The organism is Streptomyces sp. 549, from assembly GCF_030124175.1.
GTDB lineage: Bacteria > Actinomycetota > Actinomycetes > Streptomycetales > Streptomycetaceae > Streptomyces.
This window is the reverse complement of sequence record NZ_JASKMT010000002.1, coordinates 175,280-193,620: the sequence shown is the minus strand read 5'-3', so window position 1 is coordinate 193,620 and position 18,341 is coordinate 175,280. Positions and strand designations below refer to the sequence as shown.

At 72.2% G+C, this 18,341-nt stretch carries 13 protein-coding genes; 3 read left to right on the top strand and 10 right to left on the bottom strand.

Annotation, left to right across the window (positions count from 1 at the left end):
- Nucleotides 1–121: 121 nt before the first annotated feature.
- Together QNO07_RS02990 and QNO07_RS02985 are read right to left on the bottom strand one after the other, a co-directional pair.
- Nucleotides 122–4,369: a LamG-like jellyroll fold domain-containing protein gene (locus tag QNO07_RS02990; protein WP_283989797.1), complete on the bottom strand. Its 4,248-nt coding sequence runs from the start codon at nt 4,367–4,369 to the stop codon at nt 122–124.
- Nucleotides 4,370–4,758: 389 nt separating this feature from the next.
- Nucleotides 4,759–5,694: a universal stress protein gene (locus QNO07_RS02985; protein ID WP_283989796.1), complete on the bottom strand. Its 936-nt coding sequence runs from the start codon at nt 5,692–5,694 to the stop codon at nt 4,759–4,761.
- A gap of 232 nt (nt 5,695–5,926) precedes the next feature.
- Between QNO07_RS02985 and QNO07_RS02980 the strand changes: the two genes are divergently transcribed.
- Complete coding sequence (locus QNO07_RS02980) at nt 5,927–6,814, top strand: universal stress protein (protein ID WP_283989795.1); 888 nt, start codon at nt 5,927–5,929, stop codon at nt 6,812–6,814.
- Between the two features lie 142 nt (nt 6,815–6,956).
- Here QNO07_RS02980 and QNO07_RS02975 read toward each other — a convergent pair whose 3' ends face one another.
- On the bottom strand, nt 6,957–7,448 hold the full coding sequence (locus QNO07_RS02975) for a type III secretion system chaperone family protein (protein WP_283989794.1): 492 nt from the start codon (nt 7,446–7,448) through the stop codon (nt 6,957–6,959).
- Nucleotides 7,441–8,760, bottom strand: a complete 1,320-nt coding sequence (mshA, locus tag QNO07_RS02970) for a D-inositol-3-phosphate glycosyltransferase (protein ID WP_283989793.1) — start codon at nt 8,758–8,760, stop codon at nt 7,441–7,443. Before mshA ends, QNO07_RS02975 begins: the two co-directional genes overlap by 8 nt.
- Before the next feature lie 116 nt (nt 8,761–8,876).
- Here mshA and QNO07_RS02965 point away from each other — a divergent pair, with 116 nt between their 5' ends.
- Nucleotides 8,877–9,677: a class I SAM-dependent methyltransferase gene (locus QNO07_RS02965; RefSeq protein ID WP_283989792.1), complete on the top strand. Its 801-nt coding sequence runs from the start codon at nt 8,877–8,879 to the stop codon at nt 9,675–9,677.
- Nucleotides 9,678–9,825: 148 nt separating this feature from the next.
- On the opposite strand, the gene QNO07_RS02960 is transcribed toward QNO07_RS02965, so the two are convergent.
- The 6 genes from QNO07_RS02960 to mshD all read right to left on the bottom strand — a co-directional run bounded on the left by QNO07_RS02960 (nt 9,826) and on the right by mshD (nt 16,218).
- The gene (locus QNO07_RS02960; RefSeq protein ID WP_283989791.1) at nt 9,826–10,236 is read right to left on the bottom strand and encodes a DUF2267 domain-containing protein; all 411 of its coding nucleotides are present in this window, start codon (nt 10,234–10,236) and stop codon (nt 9,826–9,828) included.
- Between the two features lie 317 nt (nt 10,237–10,553).
- Nucleotides 10,554–10,982 carry an Hsp20/alpha crystallin family protein gene (locus QNO07_RS02955; protein ID WP_283990056.1) on the bottom strand — a complete coding sequence of 143 codons (429 nt, stop codon included), beginning with the start codon at nt 10,980–10,982 and terminating at the stop codon, nt 10,554–10,556.
- Between the two features lie 109 nt (nt 10,983–11,091).
- Nucleotides 11,092–11,649, bottom strand: coding sequence for an NUDIX hydrolase (locus QNO07_RS02950; protein WP_502961770.1), 558 nt, complete (start codon nt 11,647–11,649; stop codon nt 11,092–11,094).
- A 61-nt stretch (nt 11,650–11,710) separates the two neighbouring features.
- Nucleotides 11,711–12,817 carry a CHAD domain-containing protein gene (locus QNO07_RS02945; RefSeq protein WP_502961761.1) on the bottom strand — a complete coding sequence of 369 codons (1,107 nt, stop codon included), beginning with the start codon at nt 12,815–12,817 and terminating at the stop codon, nt 11,711–11,713.
- Nucleotides 12,801–15,068 (bottom strand): RNA degradosome polyphosphate kinase, encoded by a 2,268-nt coding sequence (locus tag QNO07_RS02940; RefSeq protein WP_283989790.1) that lies wholly within the window; start codon nt 15,066–15,068, stop codon nt 12,801–12,803. The genes QNO07_RS02945 and QNO07_RS02940 overlap by 17 nt, the downstream gene beginning before the upstream one ends.
- Nucleotides 15,069–15,321: 253 nt before the next feature.
- On the bottom strand, nt 15,322–16,218 hold the full coding sequence (mshD, locus tag QNO07_RS02935; RefSeq protein WP_283989789.1) for a mycothiol synthase: 897 nt from the start codon (nt 16,216–16,218) through the stop codon (nt 15,322–15,324).
- Nucleotides 16,219–16,444: 226 nt separating this feature from the next.
- Between mshD and QNO07_RS02930 the strand changes: the two genes are divergently transcribed.
- On the top strand, nt 16,445–18,253 hold the full coding sequence (locus tag QNO07_RS02930; RefSeq protein WP_283989788.1) for a bifunctional metallophosphatase/5'-nucleotidase: 1,809 nt from the start codon (nt 16,445–16,447) through the stop codon (nt 18,251–18,253).
- The last annotated feature ends 88 nt before the right edge of the window (nt 18,254–18,341 follow it).

The following is an 18,341-nucleotide window of genomic DNA, read 5'->3' as shown; positions in this document are numbered from 1 at the left end:
AGAAAACCGATCCTTCGAGGTCGGCAACGCCCAGCACGGCTGCTGCGTCGCAGAAAAGGGAAAGACAGGGCGAGGAGGCTCCCAGGGAGGCGCCGGTTTCCGGAACCTCCCTGAGCGATGGTCAATCTCCTGGGACCTTGGTCGGCACGTCGAACCACATGTCGGCGAGGTTCTCGACCTGCGTGTCCGTGAGCGCGCCCTGGAACAGCCACACGTCGTCGATCACACCGGGGAAAGGCTTGGCCTGCGCCGACGACTTGACGAAACGCCCAACCTGGAAGGACCTCGTCGCTTTGAACGACAGGGCGTTCTCAGCCCACGGCACAAGCTCGGTACACCCGCCGTCAGCATTACCGTCGCTGTCCTCATCCGGGCAGCCGATCTCTGCCAGATCGCCGTCCACATAGAGTCTGGCCTCCTTCTGGAAGCCGTCATAGACAAAAGCGATGTGCGTCCATTGAGTGACATAGTCGACGTTGCCGTTGTCCGTCTGGACGACGGAGGCTCCCGGCTCGTCCGCATCAGTGAGAGACAGCTGCCAGTGCCCCGGGTATCCGACGGGGTCGGTGGGATGTGGCACGTACCGGACACCGAAACCGTCCCGCTGCACCCCTTCTGTGCTGAAGAGCGCAACAGGGTCCGACGGCTGCGCAGCTGCCTTCACCCATGCTGTCGCGGTGAAGCTACCCGACGTGTCAACGGGGACCTTGGTGGTCGCGGCATGTGCGTTGACTCCGTTGAGCTGAAGAGCCCCACTGCCGAGCATGCTGTCAAAACCTATCTCGGCCTGACCGTGGAGGGTCATCGGGTTGCGCACTTCGGAGTCGTCCGGGGTCTTGAGAGGGTCCGCATCTTCGGTCTTGTCGAACATCCAGCGGCCCTTCACCATGGCCCGCTGCTTGAATACCTGCTGGGCCTCGGCCGCCGACACCGGGCGGTCGAAGAGGCGGACGTCGTCGATGGTGCCCGGGAAGTGGTTGGTCGGGGAGCCGCCGTAGGCGCCGGCGCCGATGAACATCGACTGGTCCGCGTAGAAGGCCGACCCCAACTGGGTGCTTCCGACGGCACGGCCGTTGACGTAGAGGGTCAGCGTTTCCGCGACGGTGTCGTGGACGCCCACGAGGTGCACCCAGTCGCCCACCTGAGCGGTGGTGCCGGCAGGTTGCATGGCCCTAATGACGCTCGCGTCCGGCGAGTCGGCGCTGTACTGGTTGAACGCCCACCGGTCGTACGCGCTGGAGTAGTACAGCTCGAAGCCTGGCCGGTGCCTGCCTGTCTGGGCGGTGATGATCGCGGCGCCGGTCGGCTTCCTGGACAGTTTCGCCCAGGCAGCGATCGTGAAGCTGCGCGAGGTGTTGACGTGCGGGCCACTGGACTGGCCGATCTTGGCGTGCCCCGTGGTCCCGTTGAACTCAGCGGCGTTGCCCTGGATGCCGGGGACGCCGGTGGTGACACCGCCCTGGTAGACGGCGGGCAGAACGTCTCCGGGGCCGCTGATACTGCCCGAGTCGGTCTGGGCCTCCATGTCGAAGAGGGCGACGGCGGGACGCCCCGGGTCACCTACCCGACCATGGCCACGCAGGGTCGCGATCTCCCCGGTGCTGATCGGCTTGTCGAACATCTGAAGCTCGTCGATCATGCCGGGGAAGAAGTTGTTCGGCACGCCGTTCGACGCTCCCGCGCCGATGTGGAGTCCTCGGCGGGCGTTCCAGGCGTTGGGCAGGGCGGTCTGGCCCGCCAGGCTGCCATTGACGTACAGCTTGAGTTGCTTGCCCACGCCGTCGAAGGTGCCCGCGAGGTGCGTCCAGGTGCCTGTGCTCACGCCGCCTGGCTGGTCCGCCATGGCTCTGACGATCTTGGAGCCGGGTTGGTCGGTCTCGTACTGGTTGAAGATCCACCTGTCGAAGGCGGACGAGTAGTACAACTCGAAGCCGACGTTGTGGTTGCCCGGCTGCGAGGCGACCGTGGCGGCCGCGCCGGTGGGCTTGCGGTCGAGTTTGACCCATGCGGCCACCGAGAAACCACGGTTGGTGTCCACGATCGGCACGTCACTTGCAGCGTGTCCGTCCACGCCATCCAGGCTCAGCCCGTTGCCCTTGGCGCCGCCGCCCGTGATCTCGGCTCCGCCTTTCAGCGTCGTCTCGCGCGAGGGGGCGCTGCCGCTCGCCTGGGTGGCGCCGCTGTCCTCGTTCAGTTGCCAGGTCGCCCGTTCCGGCTGCCCGGCCTTGACCCGGAACTGGTAGGTGCGGGCCTCTGACCGGTTCCCCGCGGTGTCGAGCGCCATGGCCGTGACGAAGCTGACTCCGGGTTTGCTCGGTAGTACCTTGACGGTTCGCGCCGCCCCGGCGGAGGTGCTGATCTGGTTCGACTGCACCGGGTCGCTGTTGACGCCGTACCAGTAACGATTCACGTCGCCGGCGGACGCCTTGAAGGTGAAGTCGCCGTACTGGCCGACCCCGTCCAGCCACGGGTCGTCGGGGTTCTCGGGATCGGACTCGGGGTATTCCGCGGAGACGATCGAGGGTGCCTTGGGCACGCTGGTGTCGTAGACGAAGTAGCAGCCGGTGGGATCACCTGCATGGGACCACGGCGAGTACTGGGCACCGTCGTAGGAGCGGACGTACCAGTGCACGGTCCGGTTGGCGGGGATGTTGGTCGGGAGCTTGATCGCGAAACTGGAGCCGGACTTCTTGGCTGCGGTGCGAGCCGGCTGCCATTGCACGGTGGGGGTTCCGCCGCTCGTCGAGGCCCACTTGGCCTGGAACTGGACGGAGACGCTGTCGCCGTCCGGGTCGGTCACGTTGTTCGCGTAGATCTTGCCGAGCGTGCGCACGCGCGCCGCGCTGGCCGGCTTCCTGCAGGTGCCGCCGTACTCCATGGCAAGCTGCGACATCTTCACCTGGGGCGGCGGGCGGTTGTACTGCACCCGCAGGAACGCCCTGTCGGAGAAGCGCTTCCACCCGTAGCGGTCCGTCTCGCTCGAGGCCCTGAGCCCGAACGTCATCGTGGACCACTTCTTGTTGGCCGCTTCCTGGACCGCCGCCTTCACGTTGAACTCGGCGTCCTTCGCGGCGCAGCCGTTGTGACCGTGGGCGAAGGAACGCGACGCCAGTTGCTTGATCCAGAAACCGGAGGCGTTCTGCGAGTTCCACGTGGTCTTGTCGGAGATGGCCCCGGTGCGCCAGAGCTGGACCGATCGGGCGTCACAGGAAGCCGAGTGGACGTTCCGCACGACGAACTCCGCGGACAGCACCGACTTGCCGGAGAACCTGGAGGTGGGGATGCGGTAGAAGAGCCGCTTGGTGTCCTGCGGTTGGCAGTAGGCCCATCCGCAGTACCCAAGACCGCCGTCGGGGTCGCCGTTGAACTTCCACTGCGGTGAGTTGGCCCAGTACTTGGACGCCATGGTCCAGGCCGCCGCGCGCGGCGAGTACCACTGGGGGTCGATGTAGACGGGGTACTGGGTGTCCGCGCCGCGCAGCAGACCGGCGTCGGGGGTGAGGACGAGTTCGTTCCTGCCCGCGGGCAGGTCGACGGCCACCGGGGCCTGCTTGCCCGACTCCCCGGCAGGAGTGCCCTGTTCCGGACCCGATGCGGCCGGCGCGAGCACCTTGGAGGACTTCGCCTGCGGCTGGCCGGTGTCGCCTGTCCCACCGCTGGAGTCCCACATGAGCGGCGTTGCGGCTTCGAAAACGGGTGTCTTGGCGCCCTTGTCGATCGCTTCCAGACCGCCGGTCTCGGTGGTCCGGACGTCCATGCCCTGAGCGCCGAGCTTCAGCCGGAGCTCCGTGAGCTCTTCGCTCTTGGCCGCCTCGGCCGACTTGACGACCAGGAGTTGGGTGAACCCGTCCGCGTGGGCTCCCATCCGCAGGTCGACGCCGGGCAGGACCTCCGGGTAGGTGGCTATCTCGCCCTGTAGTACGGGAGCGGGGAGCCGGTGGGGCCAGGAGAGGGCCAGTTCGCGGCCGGCCCGGTCCATTCGGACCAGCGGGTCGGCCCCGCCTCCTGAGAATCTGATGTCGAGCGTGGCCACCTTGGGTCCGACGCCGCCGCCCGGCAGCTTCACCAGGTCCGTGTCGACCGGCTTCCACTCTCCCTTGACGCGCGCCCACACCGGTCGGAGGTGTTCACGAGCTTCGAGCGCTCCCTCGGGGGTGGCGAAGACCTCGCTGCTCTCGCTGCGCAGCGCTTCCACCTCGACGGGTTCGCCGGACTTCTTCGCCCGGTCGAGCGCGTCCTGCTCCGGCGATCGCGGGGGCGCGGTACCGCTGCCGTCGCCCGCCTCCTGAAGGGGCGGGGATGCCGCTGCCGACGCAGCGTCGGGCGTGAGCACGCTCAGCCCCAGAACAGCACTCAGCGCAAACACCATCGGTCTGCCAAAGCCGCGCATGCGACTTCCCATCCCCCGCACCCCGCCCACGTTGTGAAGATCAGATAAAGGTCGTGGGATCAGAAAGTAGTCGCCGTTTTACGGAAGGTCTACACCTCCTAATTACCGCAAAAGACGCACTCAACGTGGACTGGACGTGATGAACGCCATACGCAAAGTAATGACTTTCAGGATATGGGGGCGTTTGCGTGTACAATTCTTTGCGACGCCCTATGGGCATATGCCCGGAGGGCCGCATTCCCTTCAGCTCACAGGACACGCGTCCTGCTGTCCACGGTTGCGTGCGGACAGCGAAGTGCCCCTGCGAACACCGGCAGGGCGGTTCGCAGGGGCGGGCTCGGGTAGCGGCGGTGGTCCCGCTCCCCCCGTCAGTCGTGCGGGATGACGGCGACGGGGCAGGGGGCGTGGTGGAGGGCGGCGTGGGTGACGGGGCCGAGTTTGGGGGCCAGGGGGTGGCGGTGCAGGCGGCGGCCGACCACGAGCAGGCGGGCCTGGGCGGTGGCGGCCAGCAGCACGGGGGCGGCCGGGCCGGCGTCGAGGTGCTCGACGACGGGGACGTCCGGGTACTGCTGGCGCCAGGGAGCCAGGGACTCGGCCAGCAGGGCCCGGTGCTCGCTCTCGAAGGTCTCGGTGTCGTTCGCGAGCGGGACCATGGCCTGGCTGTAGGCCAGCAGCGGCGGCGGGTTCCAGGCGTGTACCGCGCGGACCGTCAGGCCTTGGGCGTCGGCGGTGGAGAAGGCGTAGGCGAGCGACGCGTCGTCGCGGCGGCCGGTGCCGTGGACGCCGACGACGATCTCCGTGCCGCTGTCCCGCGGGCCTGCCCCGGCGGCCGGTGGGGTGGCTTCGACGGCCTTGTCGCGGTGCTTGTCGAGGTGCTTGTCGAGACGGACCGTCACGGTGGGGCAGGTGGCGCGGGCCAGGACGGGAAGGCTGACCGACCCCATGAGGAAGCCGGCCACGGCCCCGTAGCCGCGCGAGCCGAGGACGAGCAGCGACGCGCTGTCGCCCTGGTCGGTCAGGGCCTGCACGGGCTGCTCGGCGACAAGTTCGCCGCTGACGTCCAGTTTCGGGTGGCGGCTGCGCAGGTCGGCTTCGGTCTCGTGCAGCAGCTGCTGGGCCCAGCGCTGCTTGTTCGGGCCGTCCTGGGCGATCGGCAGGTCCAGGGACTGGGCCGTCCAGGAGTGCAGCAGGAGCAGCGGGACCTCTCTGCGGCTCGCCTCTCCGGCCGCCCAGTCAGCGGCGGCGCGGCTTTCCGGGGAGCCGTCCAGCCCGACGACGATCGGCCCGTTCATCGGCCTGCTCATGATTCCTCCAGGGGGACGGCGGACCGGGTCCGCTGCGGCGATGTGCCACTTCGAGTGTCGGCCGGACCGGCCGCCCGGCAGGAGGGCCGGGTGGTCCCCGTCGGGAGTCCACCCGGCCCTACTCGTGGGGACGTCCGGCCGAACACAATGGGGTCCTGCCGGCATCCCGCCGGCCCTGCCGGACGTCGTCGCACGGACGGTCCACCGCTCGTCCCGAAATCGGAGACCCCCCATGAACGCGCACATCCTGGTCGGCGTCGACGGCTCGCCCTCGGCCCTGGAGGCGGTCGGCACCGCGGCCCGGGAGGCGGAGCTGCGCGGTTGCGCGCTGCGGATCGTGCACGCCTTCATCTGGCCGCTGATGCGGGTTCCCCTGGGCCCCTCGGAACTGGGGCCGGCGGACGGCGGCCTTCGCCACGAGGCCGAGAAGATCGTCGCCGAGGCCGCCCGGCACGCCCGCGAGGTGGTGCCGCAGGTCGAGGTCAGCGGCGTGGTGGTGCCCGGCGAGCCGCTGACGGTGCTGGAGGCGGAGTCGCGGAACGCGGCGCTGGTCGTCGTGGGCAGCCGCGGACTGGGCTCGTTCAGCGGACTGCTGCTGGGGTCGGCAGCCGTGCACCTGTCAGCGCACGCACACTGCCCGGTGCTGGTGGTGCGCGGCAAGGCGCAGCCGTCGGGTGACGTGGTGCTGGCCGTGGACGGTTCGGCGGCGGGGGCGGCGGCGGTCCGCTTCGCCTTCGCGGAGGCGTCGCTGCGCGGCGCGGACCTGGTCGCGGTGCACACCTGGAACAACTGGACTGGCCCGGTGTCCAGCGGTCCCGGCGACCCGGTGCCGCTGGTCTACGACGAGGCGATGCTCAAGGACGAGGAGGAGCGGGTCCTCGCCGAGGCGCTGTCGGGGCTGAAGCACGAGTACCCGGACGTGGCGGTGCGGCGCCGCCTGGTGGAGGGCCGCCCCCGGCAGACGCTGATCGAGGCGAGCGAGGACGCGCAGCTGCTGGTGGTCGGCGCACGCGGGCGGGGCGGCTTCGCCGGGCTGCTGCTCGGCTCGGTCAGCCAGGCCGTGCTGCACCACGCCCACTGCCCGGTCGCCGTCGTCCGCAAGTCGGCCGCCCAGCGGTGAGGGGGCGGCGCTGACGCGCCCCCGGAGCGGCTGACCTCCCGCGGCGAGAAGGCCGCGGGTCGGTCAGCGGCGCGGAGGGCGGTCGCGCGGAGGTCGGTCGCGCGGAGGTCGGTCGCGGGGAGAGGGCCCCGGGCGGGGCGGGTCAGTCGCGGGTGAGGTGGCTGAAGGCGTCGAGGTTGCGGGTGGACTCGCCGCGGGAGGTGCGCCAGGCGTACTCCTTGCGGATGGCCTCGGCGAAGCCCATCTCCAGCAGGGTGTTGAACGAGCCGTCGGCGTTCTCCAGCACGGTGCCCAGGATGCGGTCCAGCTCGTCCGGGGTGACGGCGGCCAGCGGGAAGCGGCCGACGAGGTAGACGTCACCCAGCCGGTCGATGGCGTAGCTGACGCCGTAGAGGCGGGTGTTGCGCTCCAGGAGCCAGCGGTGCACGGTCTCGTGGTTCTCGTCGGGGCAGCGCACGACGAAGGCGTTGACCGACAGGGAGTGCTTGCCGACCACCAGCGAGCAGGTGGTGGACAGCTTCTTCGTCCCGGGCAGAGTCACCACGTAGGTGCCCTTCTCAGGGGACTCCCACTCCAGTTCCGCTTCGGTGAGAGTGCGCTCGATCACCGCGGTCGCGTCGCTCACATCAGCCATGCAGTGATCGTAGGCGACCGGGCCGGGAGGCGAGCGCTTCGCCGTACACGTCGACGGTGCGGTGGGCGGCGGCGGCCCAGCCGAAGCCGCGGGCGTGCCGGGCGGCGGCCTCACCCATGCGGGCGATGAGCCCGTCGTGGTCGGCGAAGCGCCGCAGGGCGGCGGCGTAGCGGGCGGGTTCGTGGCCGTCGACGAGGAAGCCGCTGACGCCGTCGCGTACCGCCACCGGCAGTCCGCCGACGGCGGCGGCGACGACCGGGGTGCCGCACGCCTGGGCCTCGATGGCGACCAGCCCGAAGGACTCGCTGTAGGAGGGCATCACCAGCACGCTGGCGGCCCGGTACCAGTCGGCGAGCGCCTCCTGGCCGATCGGCGGGCGGAAGCAGACCAGGTCGGCTATGCCGAGCCGGGCGGCGAGCTTCTGCAGCCCCTCGGGCTTGGCCAGCCCCGATCCGCTGGGCCCGCCCACCACCGGCACCAGCAGGCGCTCGCGCAGCGACGGGTCGTCGTCCAGCAGCCGGCGCACGGCGTGCAGCACCAGGTCGGGGGCCTTGAGCGGCTGTATGCGGCCCGCGAACAGCGGGATGAACGCGTCCGGCGGCAGGCCGAGGCGGGCGCGGGCGGCGGCCCGGCCGTCGGCGGGGCGGAACACGTCGAGGTTGACGCCCGGGTGCACCACGGCCGTGCGCTGCGGCTCAGCGTCGTAGTGCCGCACCAGCTCGCCCGCCTCCTCGGCGGTGTTGGCTATCAGCCGGTCGGCGGCCCGCACGATCTGCGTCTCGCCGATGACCCGGGCCGGCGGGTCGGGAGTGTCACCGGCGGCGAGCGCGGCGTTCTTCACCTTGGCCATGGTGTGCATGGCGTGCACCAGCGGCACGCCCCAGCGCTGCGCGGCGAGCCAGCCGACGTGCCCGGAGAGCCAGTAGTGGGAGTGGACCAGGTCGTAGTAGCCGGGCCGGTGGCCCGCCCAGGCCTGCATCACGCCGTGCGTGAAGGCGCAGAGCTGCGCCGGCAGGTCCTCCTTGTTCAGGCCCTCGTAGGGCCCGGCGTCGACGTGCCGGACGAGCACGCCGGGCGCCAGCTCCACGCGCGGGGCCAGGGCGCCGGTGGTGGCCCGGGTGAAGATCTCCACCTCGGTGCCGAGCGCGGCGAGCTGCTTGGACAGCTCGACGATGTAGACGTTCATGCCGCCCGCGTCACCCGTCCCCGGCTGGTGCAGCGGGGAGGTGTGCACGCTGAGCAGCGCGACTCTGCGCGGAGCCCTCGGAGGGAGTCCGAGCCTGCGACCGATCCGCGTCACGTACGAGCTCACGCGGCTTCTCCCTCTGACCGACGGCTGTCTCCGTCCGCGTCAACGCCGGAATGGTTGCTCGCTCTTCCCACTTTACCCATTCTTGACCCGGCGCGGTGGCGCGTACGCTGCGGTGCATGTCCGCGCGCGCCCGCCCCGGAGTGCCCGAGGGCACCGTCACCAGGGGCACGACCAATCCGAACCGGCTGCGGCGGATGGACCGCTGGATCGTCGCCACGCACGGCGCCGCCCTGCGCCGCAGCCCCGAGGCTCCGGTCGCGGTGGACCTGGGGTACGGCGCCGCGCCCTGGACCGCCGTGGAGCTGCTGGGGCGACTGCGGCAGGTGCGGTCCGACGTGCGGGTGGTGGGCGTCGAGATCGACCCGGAGCGGGTCGCCGCCGCCCTGGCGTGGCAGCGGCCGGGGCTGACGTTCCGGCGCGGCGGCTTCGAGGTGCCGGTCGAGGGCGCTCCGCAGCTGGTGCGCGCGGCGAACGTGCTGCGCCAGTACGGCGAACGTGAGGTCGGCCCGGTGTGGCAGCGGTTGTGCGGGCGGCTGGCACCGGACGGGCTGCTGGTGGAGGGCACCTGCGACGAGATCGGGCGCCGCCACGTGTGGGTGGCGCTGGGCCCGGAGGGCCCGCGCACGGTCACCTTCGCCACCCGGCTGGCCTCCCTCAACCAGCCCTCCGACCTGGCCGAGCGGCTGCCGAAGGCCCTGATCCACCGCAACGTGCCGGGCGAGCCGGTGCACCGGTTCCTGCGGGACTTCGACCGGGCGTGGGCGGCGGCGGCCCCGTGGTCCGCGCTGAGCGCCCGGCAGCGCTGGATCCGCGCGGTGCGGTCCCTGGGCGGCGAGTGGCCGCTGGCGGACGGGCCCCGGCGGTGGCGCCAGGGTGAGGTCACCGTGCGCTGGCACGCCCTCGCCCCCAACGGCTGACGGCCCGAAGGGCGGCGCCCCGGACGGCAGTCGGTCCGGACACCGAGGGGTGTCCGGACCGGCTGCCGTGCAGGTGAGTGCGTGCGGGCGGGCGTGCGGGCGTGCGGGCTCAGAACGAGCGGCCGGGGTCAGCCCGCGCGAGGCAGGGTCAGGCCGCGCGGACGAGTTCGGCGCGGCCGAACAGCAGTGCGTAGCCGGTGGGGAGCGCGGCGAGCAGGTCGGTCAGCTCGTCGTCGGCGGCGTCGTCGGCGAGCGCCGCGGGGAGCACGCCGAGGACCGAACCGGCGTCCCAGCGGGCGGTGGCGGGCGTGGCGCCCGCGACGCGGGAGGCGATCTCGGCGACGAACTCGGCGGCCTTGAGCGGGCGGCCCGCGGCGGGGCCTGCGGTCAGCATCACGGCTGCCTCCGGCGGCAGGCCCGCGGCCAGCCCGGTCCGCTGCTCCGCGGTGAGCGCGGCGCCCAGGGCGCCGAGCACGGTGCGGGTGACCTGCTCGGCCTCGGCGGCGCTGCCGTAGCGGCCGTGCCGGCGTACTCCGTCGACGAGTTCACTCCAGACCATGACGTGGTGTCCCCTTCTCCTCACCCCGGCGGTCGGCCGCGGGTGGCCTGGCCGACGTCCCGTGACGCCGGCTGGTGCGGTGGTACTGCGTGGTGGCGGGCGCGGAACGCCCTGAAGTGGTGATGGCCCGGGGCCGTCCGCCCGGAGGTCGGCCGGCGCGGTGCCTCCTGCCGTGTGCCCGCAACGGGCGGGTCGAATCACGGACTCTTCCGGCACCGGCGCCCGGCCGCTTCCGGACGGCAGCCCGCGTCCGCCCTGCCCGGTCGAGAGGCGGGGCGGACGCGGCCAGGCGGGCGAACGGACCGGCGAACGGGCAGTCAGCCGGCGATCTGCCTGGCGCCGCCGGAGCCGTCGCTGTCGATGGAGATGCGGCGCGGCTTGGCCTGTTCGGCGACCGGGACGCGCAGGGTCAGCACGCCGGCTTCGCAGGAGGCGCTGATCCGGTCGGTGTCCAGGGTGTCGCCGAGGAAGAGCTGCCGGCTGAAGCGGCCGGTGGGGCGCTCGGCGACGATGCGCTCGGCGTCCTGCGGGCCGGGCCAGACGCGTTCGGCGTGCACGGTCAGCACGTTGCGCTCGACGTCGAGCTCGACGGTGTCCGGGTCTACGCCCGGGAGGTCCAGGTGGATGACGAACTCGTCGCCGGAGCGGTAGGCGTCCATCGGCAGGCCGAGCGGACGGGACCGGGTCCCGGTGAACTCCTGGGTGAGCCGGTCGAGCTCGCGGAAGGGGTCGGTGCGCATGAGCATCACGGTCATCTCCTTTCGTATGACGGTGTCGGTGACGCCCTCTGCTTCTTATATACACCCCGGGGAGGAAAGTTGACAAGCAGCCGCTCAAGGCAACGAAAAGGCCAGTTCAGACGGTACGCAGCGTGTCCAGGGCGGCGTCGACGAGCGAGCGGTCGTGAGAGTGGGAGAGGCGTTCGCGGGCTGCCCCGGGCGGCAGCCACAGCAGGCGGTCCACCTCGTCGTTGGGCTCGAACCGCCCGCCGACGGCTTCGGCCGCCCAGTAACTGACCTCCTTGGGCCGTCCGCCCACCCGGTAGCGCGTGCCCGGCAGCGGGGCGCCGAGCCGGCAGTGCAGGCCGGTCTCCTCCAGCACCTCGCGGACCGCCGCGTCCGCCGGGGACTCACCGCGTTCCAGCTTGCCCTTGGGGTGGGACCAGTCGTCGTAGCGCGGACGGTGCACCAGCGCGATCTCCACCGCGCCGATCTCCACCGCCTCGCCCCCGTCGACCTCCACCCCCACCGCATCGACCCCCACCGTGCCGCCCTCCGTGCCGCCCTCCGTGGCACGGACCTCCGCCTGCGGCGCACGCCGCCACAGCACGCACCCGGCCGCGCGCACCACGCCGCCGTGCCCGCGCCGGGCGGCACGGTCGGAGGCGGGGGCGACTGACGGGTCGGCGGCCAGTGCCGGGGACGGGCCGGCGGCGGGCGTCGGGGACGGGTCGGCGGCGGGTGCAGGAGCGGGGTCAGTCATGGCGGGCCTCTCTGCGGGGGTGCCAGCTGCGGCAGAAGGCGCGGCGGGCCAGGTCGACGGCATGCCGCTGGTCGGCGTGCAGCACGCCCAGAGCGTAGGCGGTGGCGGGCGCGATGCGCGGGGTGTGACCGGCGGCGGCTGCCGCCGCTGCCGCCTCCGCGGCGTCCCGGTACCGGTCGAGATGGTGGCCCGCGGCGGCCAGCCGCGAGGGGTCCTCGCCCAGGACCTCCTGCGCGTACCGGGCGAGGCGGGCGAGGCGGCGCACCCGGTGCCAGGCGGCGTCGTCGCGGCTCTCGCCCGAGGTCAGTGTGTGGTCGAGCGCGCCGGGGTCGCAGGGCAGTGCCTCGACGGCCTCGGCCAGGCGGTGGCGGGCCTGCTCGGCGGCGGGACCCAGCACCGGCACTGCGGGCCGGTCGGTGACGGCCGGGTCGAGCGGGGCTTCCGAGGCGAGTACGGCCACCGCGTCGGCGACCGCGTGGAAGCGGGCCGAGCCGAGCGCCTGCAGGGCGGCCGAGTGGGCGCGGGTGCGGGAGAGGTTGAGGCGGCGTTCCAGCAGCGCGCCAGCCCGGGCGGCCCCGATGCCGGGTCGCTCCTCGGTGCGGGCGCCGGGCTGCGGGGCGGGTGCGGAGAGGCGGCGCAACGCGCCGAGCAGGCGTTCCAGCCGGGCGGCGCAGGCGTGCTCCAGAGCCAGGACGCCGGAGAGCCAGTCCAGTTCGGCGCCGAGCCGGTCGGCCCACTCGGCGTCCAGCAGCGGCTGGAAGGTGTACAGGGAGCCGCTGATCCTGCGGGCCGAGCGGCGCAGCTGCCGCACGGCTTCGGCGGCCTCGGCGGCGGTGTCGGCGCTGCCCGCGGTCTCGTGGTGCTGCCGCAGGGCCCGTAGCAGCTCCGCGGCCTGCGTGTGCAGGTAGCCGGCGAGCACCTCCCCGGCGGAGGCCCCCGAGACGGCCCCGGCAACGGCCCATTCGGCCGCCCCGGCGTCACCGGCGGCCCCGGCGGTCAGGCGCTGCGAGCCGGGGGCGGCGGCCGGTGGGACCCGGGGGCGCTGCGCGCCCGGCGGGGACCCGGTGGAGTCGACCGTCGCATCATGTCGTGGGGCCACGCCGGCGCCTCCGGGCGTCGATGAGCATTTCCTGGACGTTGCGCAGCGGCTGGCCCTCGGCGTCGACGGCGTGCCGGGTCCACTCGCCGTCCGGGCCGAGGTGCCAGGACGCGGTGGACTCGGACATGCCGGTCTGCAGCAGCTTGTCGAGTGACGCGCGGTGGCCGGGGTCGGCGACCCGCACGAGTGCCTCGATGCGGCGGTCGAGGTTGCGGTGCATGAGGTCGGCGCTGCCGAACCACACCTCCGGTTCGCCGCCGCCGCCGAAGGTGAACACCCGGGAGTGCTCAAGGAACCGCCCGAGCACGCTGCGGACCCGGATGTTCTCGCTGAGCCCGGCCACTCCTGGCCGCAGGGCGCAGATGCCGCGCACCCACACGTCGACCGGCACACCGGCCTGCGAGGCACGGTAGAGGGCGTCGATGACGGTCTCGTCGACGATGGAGTTGACCTTGAAGCGGACGAACGCGGGCCGGCCGGCGCGGTGGTGGGTGATCTCCTTGGTGATGCGGGAGACCAGGCCGTCGCGCAGCGAGCGGGGGGCGACGAGCAGGCGGCGGTAGGTCTCCCGGCGGGAGTAGCCGGAGAGCCGGTTGAACAGGTCCGACAGGTCGGCGCCGACCTGCGGGTCGGCGGTGAGCAGGCCGAAGTCCTCGTAGAGGCGGGCCGTCTTGGGGTGGTAGTTGCCGGTGCCGACGTGGGCGTAGCGCCGCAGGTGCTCGCCTTCCTGGCGCACGACCAGGGACAGCTTGCAGTGCGTCTTGAGGCCGACGAGGCCGTAGACGACGTGGCAGCCGGACTCCTCCAGCTTGCGGGCCCACTTGATGTTGGCCTGCTCGTCGAAGCGGGCCTTGATCTCGACGAGCACGAGGACCTGCTTGCCGGACTCGGCCGCGTCGATCAGGGCGTCCACTATCGGGGAGTCGCCGGAGGTGCGGTAGAGCGTCTGCTTGATGGCGAGCACGTCCGGGTCGGCGGCGGCCTGTTCCAGGAACGCCTGCACGGAGGTGGAGAACGAGTCGTAGGGGTGGTGCAGCAGCACGTCGCGTTCGCGCAGCGCGGCGAACACGTCGGGGGCGGAAGCGGACTCCACCTCGGCCAGGTCGCGGTGGGTGCCGGCGACGAACTTGGGGTACTTCAGCTCGGGCCGGTCCATGGCGCCGACGATGCCGGCCAGGCCGCTGAGGTCCAGCGGTCCGGGCAGCGGGTAGACCTCGGCGTCGACCACCTTCAGCTCGCGGACCAGGAGGTCCAGCACGTAGGGGTCGATGGTCTCCTCGACCTCCAGGCGGACCGGCGGGCCGAAGCGTCGCCGCATCAGCTCCTTCTCCAGTGCCTGGAGCAGGTTCTCCGCGTCGTCCTCCTCGACTTCGAGGTCCTCGTTGCGGGTCACCCGGAACATGTGGTGGGCGAGCACCTCCATGCCGGGGAACAGCTCCTCCAGGTGGGCGGCGATCACGTCCTCCAGCGGCACGTAGCGCTGCGGGGACGCCTCCAGGAAGCGGGAGAGCAGCGGCGGCACCTTGACCCGGGCGAAGTGGTGGTGGCCGCTGACGGGGTTGCGGACCACGACGGCCAGGTTGAGGGACAGTCCGGAGATGTACGGGAAGGGGTGCGCCGGGTCGACGGCCAGCGGGGTGAGCACGGGGTAGATCTGGTGGCGGAACAGGGTGAAGAGGCGGGCCTGCTCCTTCTCGGTGAGGTCGGCCCAGCGGATGAGGTGGATGCCCTCCTCGCCGAGCGCCGTTGCGACGTCGTGCTGGTAGCAGGCGGCGTGCCGGGCCATCAGCTCTCGGGAGCGGGTCCTGATGAGGTCGAGCACCTCGCGCGGCTGGAGGCCGGAGGCCGAACGGGTGGCGACGCCGGTGGCTATCCGGCGCTTGAGGCCGGCGACGCGGACCATGAAGAACTCGTCGAGGTTGCTGGCGAAGATGGCCAGGAAGTTGGCGCGTTCCAGCAGCGGGGTGGACGGGTCCTCGGCGAGTTCCAGGACCCGCTCGTTGAACGCCAGCCAGCTGCGTTCGCGGTCCAGGAAGCGGCCCTGCGGCAGGTCGTCGTCCCCGCCGCCGTAGGCGTCCGGGTCCGCGTCCAGCTCGGCGTCGAGGTCGACGGCGGGGACGGTGGCGGCCTGCGGGCGGGAGGCGTCGATCGAGCCGAGTGCGGCGGGCGCCTGATCGGCGGAAACGGCGGAGGCTGCGGTCCCTCGGCGGGCCGGCTGCGGCTTGGCTGACTGGCGGGCTGACTGGCTCATGGACCCATTGTTCCGCGCACCGGACGCACCGGGCCCGTCGGCGGGTGGCACGGCCCCCGGGGCGAGGTGGAACGGGCGGTCGGGCACGGCGGGCTGCATTCCGCGATGCTCGCAAGCGTGTCTGAATGAGCGGTTACGCAGACATGTCCGGGAGGCGAGCCGCACCCTTCCCCCGGATGGCCGCCCGCCACCCGGGCGACCGCCGCCCGGCGCGGGCCCGGCGCGGCACGCCGGGCTCGGATCAGCCTTCGGATCAGCCCTCGGTGCGGTACATCAGGTCGACCTCGTGGGTGCGGAAGCCGAGGCGCTCGTACACGGAGACGGCCGGGGCGTTGTCGGCGTCCACGTAGAGCATGGCGGTCGGCGTGCGCCGGTCGGCGGCCAGGTGGCGCAGGCCGGTGAGGGTGAGCGCCCGGCCCAGCCCGCCGCCCTGCGCGCCGGGCACCACGCCGACCACGTAGACCTCGCCCAGGCCTTCCTCGGCGTGCACCTTCGTCCAGTGGAAGCCGACCAGGCGGCCGTCGCGGAACGCGAGGAAGAAGCCGGCCGGGTCGAACCACGGCTCGGCGACGCGGGCCCGCAGGTCCTCCAGGGTCAGCGAGCCCTGCTCGGGGTGGTGGGCGAAGGCCGCCGCGTTGGCGGCCAGCCAGTCCTCGTCGTCCGCACCGGGGCGGAAGGTGCGCACTGCGACGTCCGGCGGCAGCACCGGCTCCGGCAGGGCGTCGGCGGACAGCGGCATGCGCATCTGGCGCAGTTCGCGGAACAGCGTCAGGCCGAGCATCTGCGCCAGGTGCCGGGCGGCGGCGTGGCCGCCGTGTGCCCAGGCGCGCAGGCGCTGCCCGGACGACTCCAGCATCGCCTGGCCGAGCGCCCGGCCGTGGCCCTGGCCGCGCTGCGCGGGGTCGACGACCAGTTCGGCGGCGGGCGCCTCGACCGGGTCGGTGTCCTCCAGTTGGCCGTAGCCGACGAGGGTGCCGCCGGACCTGACCAGGAAGTGGGTGACACCCACCCGCTTCCCGCCGCGCAGGTGCAGCCGTCCCTGCTCGGACACCGGGGACTGCCCGTCCGCGCGGGCCGCCCGCGCCACGAGCGCCAGCACCTCGCCCGCGGCCTCGTCCGACACCTGGTCCACCACTGCCACGTCAGTCATGCGCAGAGCCTACGACGGCCGGTGCGCACCACGCGTGGGGCGGGCACGCCAGTCCCGCGCGGGCGGCGCGCGCCGCGTGGGACGGCCCGGGAGGCGACGGGAGAGCGGTGCCGCCCCGAGTCGAAACCTGTTGGTTACCGCAGCCCTCCTGACACGCTACGCGCGTTGACCTTAGGCTGCCGTCTGACCGACCCCTGTCAACTCACCCTCATAAAAGGGGACATACATGCACGACTCCCCGAAGCCGGCCGCGCGCCGCCGTTCCGGACGCGCGCTGACCGCCGCCGCGGCCGGCCTCGCGACGTTCGCCGCACTCGCCGCCGCGGCCGTACCGACCGCGCAGGCCGCCCCGGAGAAGTCCCCCGGCCAGAGCAAGAGCAGCCGGACCGTGGACCTCCAGGTACTGGCCCTCAACGACTTCCACGGCGCCCTGGAACCGCCCACCGGTTCCGGTGGCCAGGTGACGCACGAGCACCACGACGGCACCACCGAGCAGATCACCGCCGGCGGCGTCGAGTACCTGGCGACGGCACTGCGCGAGGCCCGCAAGGGCGAGTCGCGCTCGGTGACGGTCGCGGCCGGCGACATGGTCGGCGCGAGCCCGCTGCTGTCCGGCCTGTTCCACGACGAGCCCACCATCGAGGCGCTGAACACCCTCGGCATGGACGTGGTCGGCGTGGGCAACCACGAGTTCGACGAGGGCGCGAAGGAGCTGCTGCGCAAGCAGCGCGGCGGCTGCCACCCGGTGGACGGCTGCTACGCCGACAAGCGCAAGTTCAAGGGCGCCGACTTCCCGATCCTGGCCGCCAACGTGGTGGACTCCAAGACGAAGAAGCCGCTGCTCGCGCCGTACACGGTGAAGAAGCTCAAGGGCGTCAAGGTCGGCTTCGTCGGCGTGACCCTGGAGGGCACCAAGGACATCGTCTCCCCCGGCGGCATCGAGGGCCTGACGTTCCTCGACGAGGCGGAGACGCTGAACAAGTACACCAAGGAACTGAAGAAGAAGGGCGTGAACGCCGTCGTGGCGCTGGTCCACGAGGGCGGCTACCCGCCCTCGCAGGCCTACAACCACGACTGCAGCACCGGCGGCGGCCTGTCGGGCCCGATCGTGGACATCGCCCGGCGTACCGACGCGGGCGTGGACGCGCTGGTCACCGGCCACACCCACCAGGCGTACGTGTGCACGGTGCCCGACCCGAAGGGCAACGACCGGCTGGTGACGTCGGCGGCGTCCAACGGCCGGCTGTTCACCGAGCTGACCATGGCGTACGACCGCAAGACCAAGGACATCGTGCGCACCTCGGTCGAGGGCGCCAACCGCGTCGTGCACCGCGACCGCCCCAAGGCCAAGGACCTCACCCGGCTGCTGGGCTTCTGGCAGGACCTGGCGGCACCCGTCGCGTCCCGCCCGATCGGCTGGATCGCGGAGGACATCAAAGCCGACCGCACCGTGCCGGAGTCGCCGCTCGGCGACCTGATCGCCGACGCCCAACTGGCCTACGGCAAGGCGACGGACGGCTCTGTGGAGCTGGCGCTGATGAACCCCGGCGGCATCCGCACCGACCTGGTGTACAAGGCCTCCGGCAACGAGGGCGACGGCGTGGTCACCTACGCCGAGGGCTTCGCGGTGCAGCCGTTCTCCAACACGGTCAACTTCGCCGACCTGACCGGCGCGCAGCTGCTGCAGATCCTGCGCGAGCAGGTCAGCGGGCCGAACGAGGCCACCCCGAAGATCCTCCAGGTCTCCGACGGCTTCACCTACACCCTCGACCTCACCCGTTCGGGTGCGGACCGGATCGTCGCCGACTCCGTCCGCCTGAACGGTGAGCCGCTGGTCGCCGACCGCACCTACCGGGTCGCCATGAACTCGTTCCTGGCGAGCGGCGGGGACGGCTTCCCGACCTTCGCCCAGGGCACCAACCCCTACGTGGGCGCGGTCGACCGGGAGACCCTTGAGTCCTACCTGAAGGCCAACTCCTCGGCGCAGGAGCCCTTCAAGGCCCCGGCGGCGGACCGCATCACCGTCGTGCGCTGACCCCGGGCGCACGCAGCGACAGCGGCACGGCCGTGCGGCGGCACGGCCGCAACGCAGAAGAACGGCCCGGTAGCCCCGTGAACGGGGC